Consider the following 17,827-nt stretch of genomic DNA (forward strand, 5'->3'; position numbering starts at 1 on the left):
AATTTCCATAGGAGGAAATCTCTTTGAAAAGCTTATTTAATACGGTCTACATCACATGGTTACAATTTAAACGGCAGCCTTTGTTCTGGATACTTCTTATTGGTTTTTTATCTTATGAATATCTTGCACTTACAGATATTCCATCACCTGGCGAAGTATTAACAGCTACCAGTTTTTTAGTGCAAGGAGGAATTCTTGCGTTTTTATTATTTGGCATTTTTGTTGTCCAGATTGAAGATACACATCAACTAGAAGATTTATTTCTTACTATTAAAGATGCGTCTCTAGTAAAATTGCTGGCAAAACTTCTATATGGGATTTTATTAGCTCTTTTTATTAGTTTTCTATTTTATCTTTTTTATGTGATTTACTATCTTTGTCGCGGGTACCCTTTCACTCATTTATTTTTCAGTGCGTTTTTATATTGTTTATTATACTTTGGGTTAACTTTTTTAATCAGCTACTTTATTGGGATGCTATTAGCAATGTTCATTAAAGGGAAAATGGTTTTTCCTGTATCGCTTGTTGTATGGGCATTGATTGGACCTGTCAATTATATTTTTTTAGGAGATCATTTGCAGCGGGTTTCTAAGTGGTTAAATTTAGGGGAACCAAACCCTACGGGATTATATGATCGATTATATGGATTCTCGATTGATTGGTTTTATTGGCTTAAACATTTTGAATGGCTTGTTGTGATCAGTATTATTTTTGTTTTTTACTTGAATTACAGGCATCATCTTCTAAACAAAAAAACAACCTTGAGCTGTATTTTTGTATTAATGCTTTCATTTGGTTTGATTTCCTATGGGTTAAGTTTGAAATGGCAATTATATGCCTCCGGGATCAATGCAGATCGTCCACGGGAAGAGGCTGAAGCTCTCTATTATAGCAAGAAGCAGCCAGTTCTTGATCAAAAAAAGATACAAGTTACTACTTATAAAATTGACCTTAAGATCAAGAGATCATTAAGTGCCAGAGTGGAAATGGATGTTCAAAATAAAACTGGCAAAACAATTAAAATCCTCCCATTATCTTTATATCACGGTCTAAAAATAAAACGGGTTGAAGCCAATGGGAAAGCCGTAAAGTTTAGGCAACAAAATGATGCGGTTACCGTTTCTTTGAAAAAAGATTGGAAAAAAGGACAACCCCTTCAATTAATCTTTCAATACGAGGGAAACAGCTCTCCTTTGTTTTATGCTAATCAACGAGCTGTTTATTTGCCTTATTATTTTAACTGGCTGCCTTCTGTAAATGTAAAACCTGCTTTTCAAATGGATCGATATGGACGACTAGTTAGAAATAACCATCAAACCGATAATTTAACCCGTTATGTTTTGTCATATGAAGGGAGAAAACCACTTTATACAAATCTCACTAAAAGAAACAATGGGAAATGGGAAGGAAAATCATTTACCGGTTTAACGCTCCTCTCAGGGGAACTACAATCGAAACGCGTTGGAAGTACAGAATTGATTTTTCCAGGTGATACAAAAGGACTAAATTATAATGAATTCAAATCCGCAACCGAAAATGTTATGAAAGCAACCGCAAATGATTTGAACATTAAAAATGTGGACTATCCAGACAAAATCATGATGATACCGATTCTTTCTATTGCGGACAGCTCAATGGAAGAAGTCATGTGGTATTCTCCTGATACGCTTATTCTTGGGAATCCATCAAATTCCTGGTTAATTGATATTCCAGCCTACTATACGTACTGGATCGTTCCTGCTTTAACATGGAAATATGAAAATATTAAAGTTGAGGATAGAGATTATTTACATGCCTTTGATTTAATGTATTCCTATATTTACAATAAGAAAAATCATATTAAAGATGATGGAGACTTCATACAGTGGTTCAATAAAGTTCCTGGTAATGGATCAAAACAAGTGGTGCTTCATCAATTGTCTGAGTGGCTAAAAAGCAATAAAGGTATAAAAGAAAAAACTCAATTTTGCAAGCAGTGGTACTACTTATTACACTCAGGAAACGACTCATGGGATCAGTTAGAAAAGCTATTAAATACATACAGGAAAGGTGGAAAACAGTGACGGCTTTAGTAATAGATGATGTTGTAAAGAAGTTTGGAGGAAAATTAGTATTAGACCGTATTTCCCTTCAAATTAAAGGGACGTTTGGACTTCTTGGGCCTAATGGTGCGGGGAAAACTACTCTTATGCGGATGATTTCGACACTCGAGAGTCCTGATCAAGGGAAGATTCAATATGGTGATCTAACCTGGGAAAGGGTTCACGACGTTAAGAAACAATTAGGTTATCTCCCCCAGCATTTTTCTATCTATAAATCACTTAATGTAGAAGAAGTCATGAATCATTTTGCTGTTTTAAAAGGGGTTACAGAAAAGGAGAAGAGAAAGGAAGTAATTAATCGAATATTAGAATCTGTAAATTTAACAGATCAGAAATATAAAAAAGTAAAAAACCTTTCTGGAGGTATGCTTCGTAGATTGGGGATCGCTCAGGCTTTAATCGGGGATCCCAAAATCATCATTGTTGACGAGCCGACAGCGGGCCTGGATATAGAGGAACGTGTTCGCTTTTGCAGACTGTTAAGGAGTTTAGCTGAAGGCCGAATTATAATAATATCGACACACATTGTTGAAGATTTGGAATCTACTTGTGACAATATTGCGATTATTAAAAAAGGGAAAGTCTTACAAACGGGAACAAGAAAAGAACTGGCGGAAATCACAGAAGGGAAAGTTTGGGAAATAGAAATACCTTTTGATACTCCTGTGCCAATCGTAGAAGAGAATATTATTTCAACAAAACAACTAAGCAATCGCTACTTAATTCGATTTTTCTCGGAAAGCCGCTTACCTGATGCACGGGAAGTCCAAACGACCCTTGAAGACACATATCTTTATGTGACGAGGAAAAACCTTTCATATGTTTAAAAAGATTGATTTTTCTTTTGAAATTAAAGCGATCGGTTATGCATTTTACTTTTCGTTTTTGCCCTTCCTTTTCTTTGTTTTCCAGTTTTTATTTGGGGAAAAGGAACTTTCTTTTATTCTTTTAAAGCAAATGGAGTTTCTTATTGTTCCTTTTTCCGCGTGGTGGATCATTTTCCTTTACCATGATTATTTTGAAGAAGGGGGATCTGACCTCCTTTATAGTTATCCTCTTAAAGCGGAAGAACATGGGCTCTTGAGAATAGGTGTTTTTTCCGCATTATATGAAATATTGATCGCAATTTGCTGTATGTTCCTTATCGTTCGCTTCCCGGATGCTAATTTTTTTGTTTTATTTATCCAATATGCGGCAGAGTCCTTGCTGTATACATCAATTGGATTTGTCATTATCCTTTTGACGAAAAAAGTAATGGTTCCCATTTTGATGATTGTAGCCTATGTATCGACAGAATTTTTGACTGAAGGGAGTATAACCCCCGTTTTCCATATTATGTCATTCAATACAGAACCGTTGTCCTTGGATCAAATTATCTTTTCCGTCCTTTTAAATGGTTGCATATCCGTTATTTTATTTGTATTTGGACATCTTTATTTGCGGAAGAAAACGGATCTACGTTTGTTTTAGAACCGCAAATATGATATAAAGCAATTTATCGGAAAGAGAGCGAAACGAGATTCGCTCTCTTTTTTGTCTTTACAAAATGAGAAAATTATGGAATTATATAAATAACTAATTAAATGAATATCTAATTAGAAGGAGGCAGTTATGCAGCTTGATCGGTTAGTTCAGTTTCATAAAGCGTTGGGGGACGTGACGCGGATTCGGATATTGGCATTGTTGAAAAACGGTCCCTTGCACGGCCAGGCGCTTGCCGGAAAACTAGGGGTAAAGCCGCCGACCATCACGCATCACATTTCTAAGCTAAGGGATGCCGGTTTAATTTATGAACGAAGAGATAAAAACACGATTTACTTTTACTTGGATGAAAAAAAGCTGAAGCAAAATGCAGAGGCCATTTTAAAGATCGGGGTGGAGGCCGTTATGCCAGTGAACAAAAAAGAAAACGGGAAATATAGTGTGCTTAACAACTTCTTTGCCGCGGACGGTACATTGAAGCAAATCCCTTCCCAGCGAAAAAAACGGCTCATTGTGCTTGAGCATATCGTGAAAGGATTGATTCCGGGAAAACAATATGCGGAAAAAGAAATCAATGAATACATTAAACGTTTCCATGAAGACTACGCTGCCATTAGAAGAGAATTTATCGCCAACCATTACATGTTCAGGGAAAATGGAATTTACGAGCTTAACCCGCCGGAGTTGTGGGGGAAATAAAGGCAGTGATAGATGAGTACTGCGATTTTTTCTCAAATCTAATTAGATAATTGTCACCAAATAAATGAAGAATAGTTTTTGTAATGAATTCCGATTATTTATAATTATCCTATAAATTGTTTCGCCTCGCAATAATTGTTGTTGTACTCTTTTCCTTTTACCTTTCTTTGGTAATCCACCAGCAAAAGTCTGGTTTCGAACATGATATAATAGAACTAAGGTACGGTGTTTTCCGTTGCCACATAAGTAAAAGAGGGTGGCATAGTTTTGTTTTTGCATAAACGAGAGGTTTTGTTCAGGCAAGGGGAACAAGGACCGCTTTATTTGTTGAAAAGCGGGTTATTAAAAGTTGAGAAAGTACATGAAGATGGCTCGAAGTCATTGCTGAATTTAATCGTCCCGGGGGAAATCATTCCCCATCATTCACTTATTAGCCCGAAAGAATACAACGGTACGGCCGTAGCGCTAATGACATCAGAAGTTGAAATGATTCAGGATGCAGAATGGTATAGCGAATTGGCGGCCAATCCTGAAAAATACAGGGATGTTGCGCTAATTTTGCAAACGAAATTGCGAATGATGCAACAGCGGATTGATCAGCTCACAACCGTTGCACCGATAGACAAAGTTCAGCAATTGCAAAAATGGTTTGAACATTATTTCCCGGGCGTAAAAATTAACGAAGTATTAACCCAGGAAGAGATCGGTCAATTTATCGGGTTAAGAAGAGAGACGGTTAACCGGGTATTACGCCAACTATAGAAGACACTTAGTAAAAAGGATCTACAAAAAGTAGGTCTTTTTTACTATTTTGTTAAATTTCCAGAAGATTTAGAAGGGATTTTGTGAAGATGTATCTAATTATAAGTAATGTGAAAATTCCTAAGAGTTAATTAAATCTGTTATTTTGCTCGGGTGGAAACTGAATAATGGCGTTCAAGATTTTTGTATAGATCGCATTAGGGGGGGTTGGATTGATTTCATTTCAACAAGTCAATAAACATTACGGTGACTTCCACGTCTTAAAAAATATTAATCTAGAGGTGCAACAGGGGGAAGTCGTTGTTATTGTCGGTCCTTCGGGTTCCGGGAAAAGCACTTTGCTTCGCTGCATTAACCGCCTGGAGACGATATCCGATGGCAAGCTTGTTGTTAACGGAATAACCGTTAATGAGAAAAAAACAAACATTAACGAGCTTCGTAAAAACATCGGCATGGTCTTCCAGCATTTTAATCTTTACCCGCATAAAACGGTTTTGCAAAACATTACGCTTGCTCCGATTAAAGTGTTAGGCGTGGAAAAAAGCGATGCGGAGAAAACAGCGATGTATTATTTGGAAAAAGTAGGAATACCGGATAAGGCATATTCCTTTCCTTCCCAGCTTTCGGGCGGCCAGCAGCAGCGGGTGGCAATTGCCCGTGGACTAGCGATGAAACCGAAGCTAATGCTGTTTGATGAACCAACGTCGGCACTCGATCCGGAAATGATCGGCGAGGTGCTCGATGTCATGAAGTCGCTTGCTGAAGAAGGCATGACGATGGTCGTTGTCACACATGAAATGGGGTTTGCCCGCGAAGTAGCCAATCGCATCGTTTTTATGGACGAGGGGCAAATTGTCGAAGAAGGAAGCCCAAAGGAATTTTTCGCAAATCCAAAAGCGGAGAGGGCTAAATTGTTTTTAAGCAGAGTATTAAACCATTAGATTAAAAGGGGGAAAATATCGGATGAAACAATTTAAAAAGTGGTTTGTATTTGCAATGGTTCTAACATTGGTTATGGCCTTATTGGCAGGATGTGGAGGAGATAAGAAAGAAAAGTCCGGCGGAAGCGCAATAGATAAAATTAAAAAACGTGGCAAATTAGTTGTCGGTGTAAAATACGATACAAATTTATTCGGTTATAAAGACCCTAAAACAGGTGACATAACAGGTCTGGATATTGATATTGCAAAAGCGCTGGCAAAGAAATTACTTGGTGACGAAAAGAAAATTGAGCTAAAAGAAGTAACTTCAAAAACACGGATCCCAATGTTAAATAATGGGGATATTGATATGATTATTGCAACAATGACTATCTCGGAAGAGCGTAAAAAAGAAGTGGATTTCTCGGATGTCTACTTTAAAGCCGGTCAATCGCTTCTTGTGAAAAAAGGAAGCCCGATAAAAGGGGTTAACGATTTAAAAGGCAAAAAAGTATTGGCAGTTAAAGGATCGACATCTGTTGTTAACATTAAAGAAAAAGCCCCGGATGCTGAAGTACTGGAATTTGAAAACTATGCTGAAGCGTTTACTGCTTTAAAAGCTGGCAAGGGTGATGCCTTAACCACTGACAACTCCATTCTTTATGGAATGGCAGCGCAGGATCCAAATTATGAGCTTGTTGGTGGAACGTTCACTGATGAACCATACGGAATCGCAATTAAAAAAGGAGATAAAAAGACGGTCAAATACGTCAATGATTTCCTTAAGGAATTAAAAGATAGCGGGGAACTGCAAAAGATTAAAGACAAATGGATTAAAGAGTAATGAAGAGAAGGAGGATGGGTTAATACTTGCCATCCTCTTATTTTGAAATTAAGGAGGTAGTTAAATGGACTTCTCCATACTAACAGACAATTTTGATACGTATATGACGGGGTTTTTTAATACAATAAAAATCAGTCTCATTGGTTTAGTTTGCAGTTTTATATTAGGTGCAATCGTTGCGGTATTCCGCATCGCACCTCTGCGTATTTTAAATTTTATCGGGGCATGCTTTGTTGAATTTATAAGAAATATTCCCTTAATCTTGATCGCCTTCTTCTTTTACAACGGCCTTGTTGCTTTTCATATTAATTTGAGCGGGTTTGTAGCTGGTACTATGGCCCTGACGATTTATACTGCCTCTTTTATTGCTGAAGCCATTAGGGCTGGAATCCAATCAGTGGATAAAGGCCAAATGGAAGCAGCGCGTTCATCGGGGCTTACATATATACAAACAATGGGTTATATAATTTTGCCGCAAGCGATTAAAATTGTCATTCCTCCATTGGGGAATCAATTTCTGAACCTCGTAAAAAACTCATCAATTCTAGGAGTCTTTGCTGGTCTTGACTTGATGTACTATGCTGATTCCATTCATGAAAAAACGTTTGATACATTCAATACGTATATTTTCGTCGGAGTATTTTATTTAGTTTTAACCATACCCCTCAGTCTATTGGTCGGTTATCTTGAACGCAGATTGGCAAAAACAGAGTAGGAAAAAGCGGCTCATCAATAGGCGGAATGCTATTGTTCACTAAATAGAAATAACTTTTCATCGTTGGTTTGTCCGAAATGCTCCCGGTAATAGGCCGCTGGAGCCAGACAGGAGAGTGATCAAATATGGATTTTATCGGCGCTTACACACCAGGTAATCTCTCTTATTTGTTAAAAGGATTGTTGGTGACACTGGAAGTAGCTGTAATATCGATTGTTTTAAGCTTTATTATCGGAAGTTTTTTAGGGGTTTTACGATACGCAAAAATTCCACTACTTTCAAAAGTCATTGCTGTACTCGTAGAAACAATTCGCAACCTCCCATTGTTATTGATTCTCTTTTTTACGTTTTTTGCTTTGCCCGAAGTTGGAATCAAGCTTGAAATCGTTACGGCGGCAATCGCTGGACTTACATTGTTTGAGTCTGCCATGATTGCTGAAATCGTGCGGGGAGGCTTAGTTTCAATAGGAAAAGGACAAATAGAAGCAGGCCGGTCTTCTGGTTTAAGCTATACTCAAACAATGTGGCATATTATCCTGCCTCAAGCGTTAAAACGTATGATTCCGCCACTTGTCAGTCAATTTATTTCATTATTGAAAGATACATCGCTGGCGGTCGTCATTACCTTGCCAGAACTGCTCCATAATGCAAGAGGTATTTATAATGGTGGCAATTATAAAATTGTTTTCCCGATCCTTTTATTAACGGCGATTATTTATTTTTTGATTAACTACTCATTATCCCTATTAGCAAGGGCACTTGAAAAACGTCTTGATACTGATCGAAAGCAAGGAACTGGACTGCGCAAGATCCGTCAAAATCAGAAGCAATCAAGGCCAATTCCCGAAAGTTTTTAACTAAGATTGAAATACAAAAAGTGAAGCCCATTACGCTTCACTTTTTTCTTCTTTAAATTTAAAGCTTCTTGCCCAATAAATAAATGGGGTCGATGCGGCGGAAATGATGAATTTTAATAAATAGGTTGTGATTAATATATCGAACCAGACGTTCCATGGATGGACGCCAGCAAAAGCGATCGTGCAAAAAACGAGTGTATCCACCATCTGGCTGATCAATGTGCTCCCATTGTTGCGGATCCAGAGCTGATTGTACCCCGGGAACATTTTTTTAAGCATCGAGTATAGCCGGACATCTAAAAATTGGCTGACAAAATAGGCAGTAAGGCTTCCTAATGCAATTCTCGGGACAAGGCCAAAAATGGTTTGAAGCGACTCCTGGGCAATATCTGTTGCTTCAGGTTTAAAGACTAGCGCCATTTGCATGATGATCGTCATCATAATGAGGGTGAAAAAGCCAAACCAGACGGCCTTTTTCGCTTCTTTTTGCCCGTACTTTTCGTTCAGAAGATCCGAACATAAGTAGATCGTCGCATAGGCCGTATTGCCAAGTGTCATTACGAAACCGAACATTTCAATCGTTTTTGCGACCTGAATGTTAGCCAATATCGTCATAGCGCCGATCCAGGCATAGAGCCCTGTCTTGCCAAATAAACGGTAACATAGGATAAACAACAAAAAATTAACGAGGACAAAGACGACCCCGAATGAAAAATTAAACATAAGGACCTCCTAGTTTGGATAACGCGGGAGTTTTCGAACCGCTATGTGCGTATGCAATTATAGCAATTTTTCATGATAAGGAAAATAAGGGATTAACGCAACAGGATTTCCCGTTTTTCGCAAAAAGAGGACGCCCTGTTAAAGAAAAAGGTTCAAAGACGCCGGATTCGAACCGTGATTCAAAATTACAAGAGCCTGGCTGCTAAATTCGTAATTCATGCCAGACAGAGGCGATTAAAAATAGGAGCGGGAAATCGGTGGACTTCATCTTTTCAAAGAATTTATCAAGCTTTTTCAATTTGAATAAAGCAAATCGATAAGTAATAAATAATTTTATAACAAATTAGCCTTGATTTGACTAAACATTAGCCATGGATTCAGGATATTTTTTATACGCCCTATTTATTTCCAAAATAGAAAGTTTATAATATCGGGTTTAGGTATTTATGGCCAATATTATCGAATGCAAAAATTAAAGAAATGTATTAATCATATGGAGGAATCATTTTGAGATTCTTGTTAGCTTTTATTAGCTCGTTTTTTAGCTTGATCGTAAGTGTGATTATTGTGATGTTATTTTTCAATCTTATTGGGAGAGCAGATCATACACTGGATGACTTTTACACATATGTTTTTTCTTATACAATGTTTGGAGTTCCTCTCTCTTTACTGGGTTGTATTATAGGTGAGATGTTTTATCGCAGAATTAGGAAAAAAAGTTATCTTGCTTTTGCTTTATTGGGCTGGGTGTATGGATTTATAATCTACTTACTTCTTACGAATGGAACAATTACAGATACAGTAGAAATAACATCCGCAATTGGGATCGGGATTTTTGGCGCAATTGGATCATTGGTGTTTTATAAAGTACGTAAATCAAATATTACACTAAGGTTTCATGAACGAGAAGAAAAATAATTATTGATCTACGTTAATTTAAAAATAATTATCCAATTTTCAAACCCTGAAGTCGGTTAATTCGAGCTGATTTTCGGGGGTTATTTTTTTTTGACAAAATCAAAAGGCGATCGGGGAGATTGCCTTATAATCAATTGAGAGATATTGAGAGAATGGTATACTTGCGTTTAACTTTAGCATCTCTTTATTTTGACCAGAACATTGCGTCATTAGTTCTAACAAACTCATAAAACTATTTGATATGGCTTTGGCAGCGATGATCCTTTACCTTTTGAAGAGGGTCAATAAAGTCTTTGAAAAAGTGCTTTTTTATTTTTAAAAATTCGATAAATAATCGATTCCTTTTTCTTTTTTTGTCTCGTTAGCATAAATAAAAACCCCCAAAAATGACTAATTTTATAGAAAATAACGGTTGAATTATCCTAAATTTAGTATGTTTTGGCAATGATGAAAAAAACCCCTCTTTGAAGGGGATCGACTCCTAACTTTATTAATTCAGCCAATTTTAACGATAATTCAGCCAAAACGGGGCATAATTCAGCCGATTTTAGCATTAATTCAGCCGATTTAAGAAATAATTCAGCGAATGATTAAATCAAGTGCACCTATGTGTTTTTGCCCATTTAAAAAGCTGTCGATTTCTTTCTCGACAGCTTGCTTTTCAACTATAGTGCTTTTTCAATGGCTTCATCAACAGTAACATAGTCGTAGCCAAGGTCTCTTGCGACGGCTTCGTAAGTGACGTAACCGCCTGCCGTGTTGACGCCTAACTTCAATGCTGCGTTTTCGGCGATCGCTTTCTTTACGCCTTTGTTTGCAATTTGCAATGCATATGGAACGGTTACGTTGGTCAATGCCATCGTTGATGTACGTGGAACCGCACCAGGCATATTTGCAACCGCATAATGGACAACGCCGTGTTTTACATAAGTAGGGTTGTCATGTGTCGTCACATGGTCAGACGTTTCAATAATTCCACCCTGGTCAATGGCAACGTCAACAACAACAGAGCCCGGTTTCATTGATTTAATCATTTCTTCCGTTACAAGTTTAGGCGCTTTTGCCCCTGGAATTAATACGGCACCGATGACAAGGTCGGATTCCGCAACGGCTTCCGCAATGTTCAGATGACTGGACATTAACGTTTGTACACTGTTTCCGAAAATATCGTCCAATTGACGGAGACGGTCCGCGCTTAAGTCGATAATCGTCACATCTGCGCCTAAACCTGCAGCGACTTTTGCTGCGTTCGTACCAACGACACCGCCGCCAATAATCGTTACTTTTCCACGTTTTACACCCGGCACTCCACCAAGAAGAATTCCTTTTCCGCCATGCGGCTGTTCAAGGAATTGCGCTCCAATTTGCGCAGCCATACGGCCAGCCACTTCACTCATCGGTGTAAGTAATGGAAGAGTTCGATTATGTTCCACCGTTTCATAGGCGATGCCGATTACCCCTTTTTCAGTTAAAGCACGGGTAAGTTCCGGCTCTGCTGCAAGGTGTAAATAAGTGAAAAGAATGAGACCCGGACGGAAATAGTCATATTCCGCTGGAAGTGGTTCCTTCACCTTCATGATCATATCCGCTTTGGCCCATACATCGCTTGCCGCATCGATCATTTGGGCACCGGCTGCTTGATAGTCTTCATTCGTAAATCCGCTTCCAACACCGGCATTTGTTTCGATTAATACGTCATGCCCTGCATTTTTTAGTGCAACGACACCAGCAGGCGTAATTGCTACACGATTTTCGTTATTTTTAATTTCCTTAGGGATACCAACGATCATTTGTAAAAACCTCCTAAATCCATCAAAATTTGTTTGATGGCGCTTTCAATTATTCCTTGTTCTATTAGTATAGTCTTTTTTCTTGACTTTATCTTTGTTAGGAAAAGAGAAATTAAAAAAGAGCATTTGTGAATTTTCACAAATGCTCTTTAAAAAAAAGACGCTGGATTTTTAAGTCGATAAACAGCATAATTTTTTGATTCGGGTCTTTTAAGTCAATCGCCCCGATTTCAGAAATCCGTTTTAAGCGGTACGTCAACGTATTTAAGTGAACATGGAGGGCTTTCGCCGCTTCGTGAGCATTCATATCATGATTTAAAAAGATTTCCAAGGTTTCATATAAATTCGTTTTATGCAGGCGGTCATAGTCGTAAAGCTTTTTCAAGGAATGATTGAAATAGCCGCTTGCCTGCTGTTTTTTATAGATGGAATCAAGAAATTGGTAAATACCGAGTTCATTGTAGCCAAAAATGGCGGATGTCTCATTGGCGAACTTGCTTTTTATCGAAAGAACGGTTAAGGCTTCCTTATAGCTTTTTTCTGTTTGCATGTATGAAGAATAAATACTTCCGTAGCCCGCTGTAATGCCAGTTGCCTGAAAACGCTCTTTCATTTGCGAGATAAATGATTCGATAAACGATTGGATGTAGGCTGCGGGTTTGGCATCTTCTTTCGGACTAGTAAGCAGAATGACTTGATTCCCATCAACAGCTGATAACTGTGCTTTTACACTTTGATTGACGGTTGTAATGTAAGAAATCTTTTTTTCGAATTCCGAATTAATTTCTTCGGGAAATTGAAAAATTAAAACCGTTAATGGAGTTGATGGAAGAATAGATAAACGATGGAGTTTATCAATGATCCATTCTTCTGATTCAACATGGCCAGTTAAAAGCTTCCAGAAAAATTCCTGGCTTCCCTCTTGCTTCCTCTTTGTACCAGTTTGTAACTGCAGCAAGTGGCTTTTGGCGGCCTTTGCCGCCTTCTTCAGCAACTCAAAGTCGCTTTCGGTTAAATGTTTGTTCATTTCAAGTACCCAGATGTAACCGAGTACTTCCGAGTCCTTTCGAATGGAAACTGCGACCCGGTTTCCGAGTCCGACCTTTTCAATCGATGAGGCACGAACGGGTTCATCACTTTCCTGCAATTTAGGGATAACGCCATCTTTCCACAAGCTGTTGATCACCTTTTCGGGCACGCGTCTTCCAATAATGGTGGCAATTCGGGCTGGATCGGTATCTCCTTCATGCGTACTATAGGAAAGAAGGCGGTGATTGCTGTCTTCAATCGTGACAGGGCAATTTAAGACATCGCTGATTTTATCCGCAAGTGTCTCCAGATTTTCAAATGTTCCACGAAAGGGATCATAGCCTTGAGGCGCATCATTCATTTATGACTCTCCTGTTCTTTTATCTTTAATACTATGATAACGCGAATCGAAGGATTTATATAGTCACTCACACAGTAAATTTTAAGAAAGATCATGTGAACACTTTATTATCTTTCAATTCTGAATTCATTAAGTAGTCTAGATTTATATGAGAAAACCTGTTAAAATGCGAATATTATTTTTGAATTTTCCTATTGTCATGACAGCGAAGAGAAATATCATCTAAGGAGAATAGATATGAGCACCTTTTCAAAAAAAGACTTGATTTTTGTCAGTTTAATGCTTTTTTCCATGTTTTTTGGAGCCGGGAACCTTATTTTTCCCGCCTTTTTAGGGCAATCGGCTGGAGAACATCTCTTTCTATCGATAACCGGCTTTATCATATCCGCGGTCGGCCTTCCGATCCTCGGCGTTATCGCGATAGCGAAAGCCGGCAGTTTTCAAACGCTCTGTGCCCGGGTTCATCCGCTTTTTGCTTTTATTTTTCCACTCATTATTTATATTTCTATTGGACCGGCTTTAGCGATCCCCCGCGCGGGAAGTCTTGCTTTTGAAATGGGCATGAGCCCGTTTTTGCCCGAAAAATGGGCACACCATCCATTGCTATTGTTTGTCTATTCCGTTCTGTTTTTCGGAATTGTGTTTTGGTTAAGTTTATCGCCGTCGAAACTTGTCGACCGCTTTGGCAAATTATTGACACCCATTGTTCTGCTCTTAATTCTTACGATTTTCGTTAAAAGCCTCGTTTCTCCAATGGGCACATTTGGAGCGCCGAAAGGAAATTATGCAACAAACCCGGCTTTTCAAGGATTTTTAGACGGGTATTTGACGATGGACGCACTTGCAGCACTGGCTTTCGGGATCATTGTCGCTAACACATTGCGGGCAAAAGGCGTTCAACATAGCCAGAAATTATCGGGTTATATGATGGTTTCCGGATTAGGGGCAGGTCTGTTGCTTACGATTATTTATGTCATTTTAGGTTTTTTAGGTGCATCCAGCGCTTCTTTAGGAAAAGCAGAAAACGGTGCGCAAATTTTAACGAACGTTGCCCATTATTTATTTGGCGGGTTCGGAACGCTTCTCTTAGGCATCGTATTTACTCTTGCTTGCCTCTGCGTGTCGATCGGGCTGGTCACTTCCTGTAGTCAATATTTCGAAAAAATACTGCCGCGGGTTTCGTATAAATGGTGGGTCACGATGATTTGTATGATCAGCTTATTCCTTACGAATTTAGGTTTGACGGAAATTTTGAAAGTATCGGTACCCGTTCTTGGAGCGATTTATCCGGTGGCGATTGTGCTCATTATCCTTGCTCTTATTCATCCATATATAAAAAGAAGCCACGCGGTTTATGGGACGACCGTTATCTTCGTTGCCGCGTTTAGTGTGATCGACACGGTCAACAAAACGTTTTTTGGAAATGCGTTGGGAAAGGTTTTCGAAAAACTGCCGCTCTATTCAGAAGGTGTCGGTTGGATCATTCCGGGAGCAGTTGGGTTCATTATAGGATTTGTTATGTTTATATTGAAAAAAGAGAATGGTGAATCTGAAAAAGTGAATGTAGCTTAAAGGTTTAGGGGCTGTCTAGAAAGTGAGTTGGAAAACGACTTTCTAAAGGCAGCACCTTTTTTTATATTACTCCACCCGTGCGGAAGTAACTCCGGGAAGCGCCCGGACGACCTCAAGGATATCCATTGATTTTTTTGAAGAAGCGGGAACTTTTAGGATGAGTTCTAAAACAATGTCCGACCTCTCTGAATCGCCGTGTGGCAATTCAATTTGATAGGAGGCTATTTTGATTTTCTCGTCTGCTAAATGGTTAAGGACATTCCGTATCGTTTTTGGCCGATCTTCTAGAAAAAGGCGCAATCTTAGCGGCTCTGGCAAAAAGAACGTTAAGCCTTTGTCAAGAAGTTCAAGCCCGAAAAATACTAAAATCGTAGCACTAATCCCGACCCAATACATGCCAGCCCCGATCGTCAACCCGATTCCTGACGTAGCCCACAATCCTGCCGCCGTTGTCAGTCCCCTTACATTTTGCCGCTGAACAATGATCGTCCCCGCGCCTAAAAAACCGATCCCGCTCACAACTTGTGCAGCAACCCGGCTCGGGTCGAGAGAAATATGGTCATTGATTAAATCGAAAAAGCCATATTTAGATACAACCATGATTAAGGCGCTTCCGACCGCAACGAGAAAATGGGTTCGAAGCCCGGCTTCTTTCAAGCGGCTTTTGCGCTCAAATCCGATAATCGCTCCTAATACTCCTGCAATAACGAGACGAAGAATCAATTCATAAGCCAATGGAGATCACCCCTTTTTTATGTATGTATGAAGATTTTTCAGACTTATGTTTTAAAAGTGATTGTAACATAAACAACGATTCCGGGTTTAAATATTTTATATATATTTAGTTTTGCACATTCAACGTTTATTCAGCCAACTTGTTTCATCGTTTCGTCACTTTTGATTTCATTGCTTGAATGTTACAATGGGAGAAGAAATGAATGTAAGGGAGAGTAGTTATGAGTGACAACCGTTCGGTAAATGGAAAAAATTACACGGCTCTCGTCATTGGGCTATCCATTGTAATAAATGTTTTTATTCTTATTTTGTTTTTCTCGCCGTTAGGGTACAAAGGAAAAGTCGATTTTGATTTGACTTTGCTTCCAAGGTTAAATGCCATTTTTAATAGTTTTACATTTGTGTTTTTACTTGCCGCTTTATATTCGATCAAGAAAAAAAATATTAAAGTGCACCGAAACTTTATTTTTGCGGCATTTATAACAACTGCGCTGTTTTTTATTTCGTACGTCACTTACCACTTCTTATCCGCGGAAACAACGCATTACGGCGGCGAAGGGTTTTTGAAGTACCTTTACTTTTTTATACTGACGACGCACAGTGTTTTAGCTGCACTTATTGTTCCGCTGGCGCTTTTTTCCCTCATCTGGGGATTAACGATGCAAGTAGAAAAACACCGGAAAATCGTGCGCTGGACGATGCCAATCTGGTTATATGTTGCCTTAACAGGTCCCATTGTTTATTTGATGATTTCGCCTTATTACAAATAATAGGTTAGAGGATATTCATATCGATTGAATATCCTTTTTTTGAAGCTGAATATCGTTTGGAACTTTTGGGAAAGTTGAATATCAATGAATGGATTAGGGGGCAAATCATGAAGGATACAAATGAAAATGGAGTGGTAGCCTATATTCAAAGCCACACATCCTACGATGAAGCGACGATCCGAAACGTGCTTAAGGAAGAGAGCAAGTATCTTGAAAATCAACATACAGATGTTGATATGGATGTATTAATCGATCACTTGATGCGGAAAACGAATCAGACGGAGCTTGCGGTAGATGACATTCTCGAGTGGGAGCTGCGATATTATGAACAACAAAAGAGCCAGTGATCTGCTAAGTTGCAGGTCATTGGCTCTTTTCGGTCTGAAAGAACTCATCCATCGATAATTGGACGTCGACTTCGGAGAGAACGATATGAGAAACCGTCGTCGCATAAGCGGAAATGGAATTGATAAAATCTTCTAATTCAGCCAATGAAGGGACCGATATTTTGACAATATAACAAAGGCTTCCCGTCACCCGGTAGCAAAAGCAACTTCTGGGGTAGCGCCGGATAAAGTCTTGAAATCGTTGATATTCCCCGTTTTTCATCGTCACTTCCAAAATGCAATCCAACGCCAAACCAGCTTTTTGATTGTTGATTTTTATCGTATAACCTTCAATAATCCCTTCGCTTTCCAGTTTGCGCACGCGTTCGGCGACAGAAGGAGGAGAAAGGTTGACCCGTTTAGCAAGCTCCCTGATCGACAATCTGCCGTCCATATAGAGTTCGCCCAGAATATTTCGGTCAATATCATCTATTTTCATATGGAAATAACCGTCCTTAAATTAAGTTTCATTTATAAAGGATAAATGGAAAACACATTTCATATGGAATTCAATTTTTGTATTTACTATTTTATAATTAAAGCTGTCAATAATCAATACCTTTAAAAGGAGGCTAACATGCCAAGAGTTTCTTTTTCTTTAAACGGCGGGAGCCCATTTCAAAAATTAATGGGCCATGTCCCGCCGATACTTCAAAAGTGGAATGATTTAAGCGACCATTTAAGCGGGAACGGGCAATTAAGTGCTGAACTAAAAGAACAAGTCCGACGAACGCTCGCCTTTGGCAATGGGTGCGAATATTGCATGGCCAAAGGAAAGCCAGCCCGTGTACAGGAAGATGAGAGAACCAGTTTGGCGGTCGCATTTGCGAATATTTTTCTCGATCATCGCGATTCTATCGATGACAAGATATTTGCAACATTAAGGCAATCGTTTTCCGAAAGCGAAATTGTGGAGCTTTGTGCTTTTATTTGTTTCACCACTGCATCGCAGCAATTTGGCGCCATGATGAATTTACAGCCTTGACTGGATACAATCCGTTTTTTAAAAAAAGTGAGGTTAAGTAATGTATAGTATTACCCGATAACACTGCTTTTTTTGATCGACCGAAAAGGATTTCATCGAGAGGTATACAAGGATGAAGCGGTGTACACCATTTCCATTGTCAGCCTGCAGGAGTTTCCAAAAGTAACAAAGACGGAA

The 17,827-nt window shown here is 38.9% G+C and carries 19 protein-coding genes; 14 read left to right on the forward strand and 5 right to left on the reverse strand.

Going from position 1 to position 17,827, the window contains the following annotated elements; translation table 11 throughout:
• The first annotated feature begins 23 nt into the window (after window positions 1–23).
• The 9 genes from WD019_RS09895 (at window position 24) to WD019_RS09935 (ending at window position 8,381) form a co-directional block, all read left to right on the forward strand.
• Window positions 24–2,063, forward strand: a complete 2,040-nt coding sequence (locus tag WD019_RS09895) for a hypothetical protein (RefSeq protein ID WP_425711383.1) — start codon at window positions 24–26, stop codon at window positions 2,061–2,063.
• A complete protein-coding gene (locus WD019_RS09900) occupies window positions 2,060–2,929 on the forward strand; it encodes an ATP-binding cassette domain-containing protein (RefSeq protein WP_026678861.1) in 870 nt (289 codons plus the stop codon). Before WD019_RS09895 ends, WD019_RS09900 begins: the two co-directional genes overlap by 4 nt.
• Entirely contained in the window at window positions 2,922–3,572 is a 651-nt protein-coding gene (locus WD019_RS09905) for a hypothetical protein (protein WP_425711384.1), read from the forward strand. Before WD019_RS09900 ends, WD019_RS09905 begins: the two co-directional genes overlap by 8 nt.
• A 141-nt stretch (window positions 3,573–3,713) precedes the next feature.
• Window positions 3,714–4,283 carry a metalloregulator ArsR/SmtB family transcription factor gene (locus tag WD019_RS09910; protein ID WP_425711385.1) on the forward strand — a complete coding sequence of 190 codons (570 nt, stop codon included), beginning with the start codon at window positions 3,714–3,716 and terminating at the stop codon, window positions 4,281–4,283.
• Between the two features lie 267 nt (window positions 4,284–4,550).
• Entirely contained in the window at window positions 4,551–5,045 is a 495-nt protein-coding gene (locus WD019_RS09915) for a Crp/Fnr family transcriptional regulator (protein ID WP_026678858.1), read from the forward strand.
• A 212-nt stretch (window positions 5,046–5,257) separates the two neighbouring features.
• Window positions 5,258–5,986: an amino acid ABC transporter ATP-binding protein gene (locus tag WD019_RS09920; RefSeq protein WP_425711386.1), complete on the forward strand. Its 729-nt coding sequence runs from the start codon at window positions 5,258–5,260 to the stop codon at window positions 5,984–5,986.
• 22 nt (window positions 5,987–6,008) lie between these two features.
• Window positions 6,009–6,809, forward strand: coding sequence for an ABC transporter substrate-binding protein (locus WD019_RS09925; protein WP_026678856.1), 801 nt, complete (start codon window positions 6,009–6,011; stop codon window positions 6,807–6,809).
• A gap of 64 nt (window positions 6,810–6,873) precedes the next feature.
• Complete coding sequence (locus tag WD019_RS09930) at window positions 6,874–7,524, forward strand: amino acid ABC transporter permease (protein ID WP_035351561.1); 651 nt, start codon at window positions 6,874–6,876, stop codon at window positions 7,522–7,524.
• 125 nt (window positions 7,525–7,649) lie between these two features.
• Complete coding sequence (locus WD019_RS09935; protein WP_425711387.1) at window positions 7,650–8,381, forward strand: amino acid ABC transporter permease; 732 nt, start codon at window positions 7,650–7,652, stop codon at window positions 8,379–8,381.
• Between the two features lie 30 nt (window positions 8,382–8,411).
• Here WD019_RS09935 and WD019_RS09940 read toward each other — a convergent pair whose 3' ends face one another.
• Complete coding sequence (locus tag WD019_RS09940; RefSeq protein WP_026678854.1) at window positions 8,412–9,104, reverse strand: queuosine precursor transporter; 693 nt, start codon at window positions 9,102–9,104, stop codon at window positions 8,412–8,414.
• Window positions 9,105–9,611: 507 nt separating this feature from the next.
• On the opposite strand from WD019_RS09940, the gene WD019_RS09945 reads away from it, so the two are divergent.
• Window positions 9,612–10,022, forward strand: coding sequence for a hypothetical protein (locus tag WD019_RS09945; protein WP_425711388.1), 411 nt, complete (start codon window positions 9,612–9,614; stop codon window positions 10,020–10,022).
• Between the two features lie 665 nt (window positions 10,023–10,687).
• On the opposite strand, the gene ald is transcribed toward WD019_RS09945, so the two are convergent.
• Window positions 10,688–11,812 carry an alanine dehydrogenase gene (ald, locus tag WD019_RS09950; RefSeq protein ID WP_026678851.1) on the reverse strand — a complete coding sequence of 375 codons (1,125 nt, stop codon included), beginning with the start codon at window positions 11,810–11,812 and terminating at the stop codon, window positions 10,688–10,690.
• A gap of 136 nt (window positions 11,813–11,948) precedes the next feature.
• Window positions 11,949–13,202 (reverse strand): PucR family transcriptional regulator, encoded by a 1,254-nt coding sequence (locus WD019_RS09955; RefSeq protein ID WP_425711389.1) that lies wholly within the window; start codon window positions 13,200–13,202, stop codon window positions 11,949–11,951.
• A 237-nt stretch (window positions 13,203–13,439) separates the two neighbouring features.
• On the opposite strand from WD019_RS09955, the gene brnQ reads away from it, so the two are divergent.
• Window positions 13,440–14,774, forward strand: a complete 1,335-nt coding sequence (brnQ, locus tag WD019_RS09960) for a branched-chain amino acid transport system II carrier protein (protein WP_026678849.1) — start codon at window positions 13,440–13,442, stop codon at window positions 14,772–14,774.
• A 66-nt stretch (window positions 14,775–14,840) separates the two neighbouring features.
• On the opposite strand, the gene WD019_RS09965 is transcribed toward brnQ, so the two are convergent.
• The gene (locus WD019_RS09965) at window positions 14,841–15,509 is read right to left on the reverse strand and encodes an MgtC/SapB family protein (protein WP_026678848.1); all 669 of its coding nucleotides are present in this window, start codon (window positions 15,507–15,509) and stop codon (window positions 14,841–14,843) included.
• A gap of 221 nt (window positions 15,510–15,730) precedes the next feature.
• Between WD019_RS09965 and WD019_RS09970 the strand changes: the two genes are divergently transcribed.
• Together WD019_RS09970 and WD019_RS09975 are read left to right on the forward strand one after the other, a co-directional pair.
• Complete coding sequence (locus WD019_RS09970) at window positions 15,731–16,279, forward strand: DUF420 domain-containing protein (RefSeq protein WP_026678847.1); 549 nt, start codon at window positions 15,731–15,733, stop codon at window positions 16,277–16,279.
• Window positions 16,280–16,386: 107 nt separating this feature from the next.
• Window positions 16,387–16,626, forward strand: coding sequence for a hypothetical protein (locus WD019_RS09975; RefSeq protein WP_026678846.1), 240 nt, complete (start codon window positions 16,387–16,389; stop codon window positions 16,624–16,626).
• A 16-nt stretch (window positions 16,627–16,642) separates the two neighbouring features.
• Here WD019_RS09975 and WD019_RS09980 read toward each other — a convergent pair whose 3' ends face one another.
• The gene (locus tag WD019_RS09980; protein ID WP_425711390.1) at window positions 16,643–17,104 is read right to left on the reverse strand and encodes an Lrp/AsnC family transcriptional regulator; all 462 of its coding nucleotides are present in this window, start codon (window positions 17,102–17,104) and stop codon (window positions 16,643–16,645) included.
• Window positions 17,105–17,242: 138 nt separating this feature from the next.
• Here WD019_RS09980 and WD019_RS09985 point away from each other — a divergent pair, with 138 nt between their 5' ends.
• The gene (locus tag WD019_RS09985) at window positions 17,243–17,650 is read left to right on the forward strand and encodes a carboxymuconolactone decarboxylase family protein (protein WP_026678844.1); all 408 of its coding nucleotides are present in this window, start codon (window positions 17,243–17,245) and stop codon (window positions 17,648–17,650) included.
• The last annotated feature ends 177 nt before the right edge of the window (window positions 17,651–17,827 follow it).

Origin of the sequence: Fictibacillus sp. Mic-4 (assembly GCF_049843615.1) — a bacterium.
GTDB lineage: Bacteria > Bacillota > Bacilli > Bacillales > Fictibacillaceae > Fictibacillus_A > Fictibacillus_A gelatini.

What these genes read in the sequence shown, in the direction of transcription:
- WD019_RS09905 (WP_425711384.1), top strand. Translation starts at nt 2,922, where the DNA reads ATGTTTAAAAAGATTGATTTTTCTTTTGAAATTAAAGCGATCGGTTAT.
- WD019_RS09985 (WP_026678844.1), top strand. Translation starts at nt 17,243, where the DNA reads ATGCCAAGAGTTTCTTTTTCTTTAAACGGCGGGAGCCCATTTCAAAAA.
- WD019_RS09980 (WP_425711390.1), bottom strand. Translation starts at nt 17,104, where the DNA reads ATGAAAATAGATGATATTGACCGAAATATTCTGGGCGAACTCTATATG.
- ald (WP_026678851.1), bottom strand. Translation starts at nt 11,812, where the DNA reads ATGATCGTTGGTATCCCTAAGGAAATTAAAAATAACGAAAATCGTGTA.
- WD019_RS09955 (WP_425711389.1), bottom strand. Translation starts at nt 13,202, where the DNA reads ATGAATGATGCGCCTCAAGGCTATGATCCCTTTCGTGGAACATTTGAA.
- WD019_RS09925 (WP_026678856.1), top strand. Translation starts at nt 6,009, where the DNA reads ATGAAACAATTTAAAAAGTGGTTTGTATTTGCAATGGTTCTAACATTG.
- WD019_RS09975 (WP_026678846.1), top strand. Translation starts at nt 16,387, where the DNA reads ATGAAGGATACAAATGAAAATGGAGTGGTAGCCTATATTCAAAGCCAC.
- WD019_RS09910 (WP_425711385.1), top strand. Translation starts at nt 3,714, where the DNA reads ATGCAGCTTGATCGGTTAGTTCAGTTTCATAAAGCGTTGGGGGACGTG.
- brnQ (WP_026678849.1), top strand. Translation starts at nt 13,440, where the DNA reads ATGAGCACCTTTTCAAAAAAAGACTTGATTTTTGTCAGTTTAATGCTT.
- WD019_RS09930 (WP_035351561.1), top strand. Translation starts at nt 6,874, where the DNA reads ATGGACTTCTCCATACTAACAGACAATTTTGATACGTATATGACGGGG.
- WD019_RS09970 (WP_026678847.1), top strand. Translation starts at nt 15,731, where the DNA reads ATGAGTGACAACCGTTCGGTAAATGGAAAAAATTACACGGCTCTCGTC.
- WD019_RS09940 (WP_026678854.1), bottom strand. Translation starts at nt 9,104, where the DNA reads ATGTTTAATTTTTCATTCGGGGTCGTCTTTGTCCTCGTTAATTTTTTG.
- WD019_RS09935 (WP_425711387.1), top strand. Translation starts at nt 7,650, where the DNA reads ATGGATTTTATCGGCGCTTACACACCAGGTAATCTCTCTTATTTGTTA.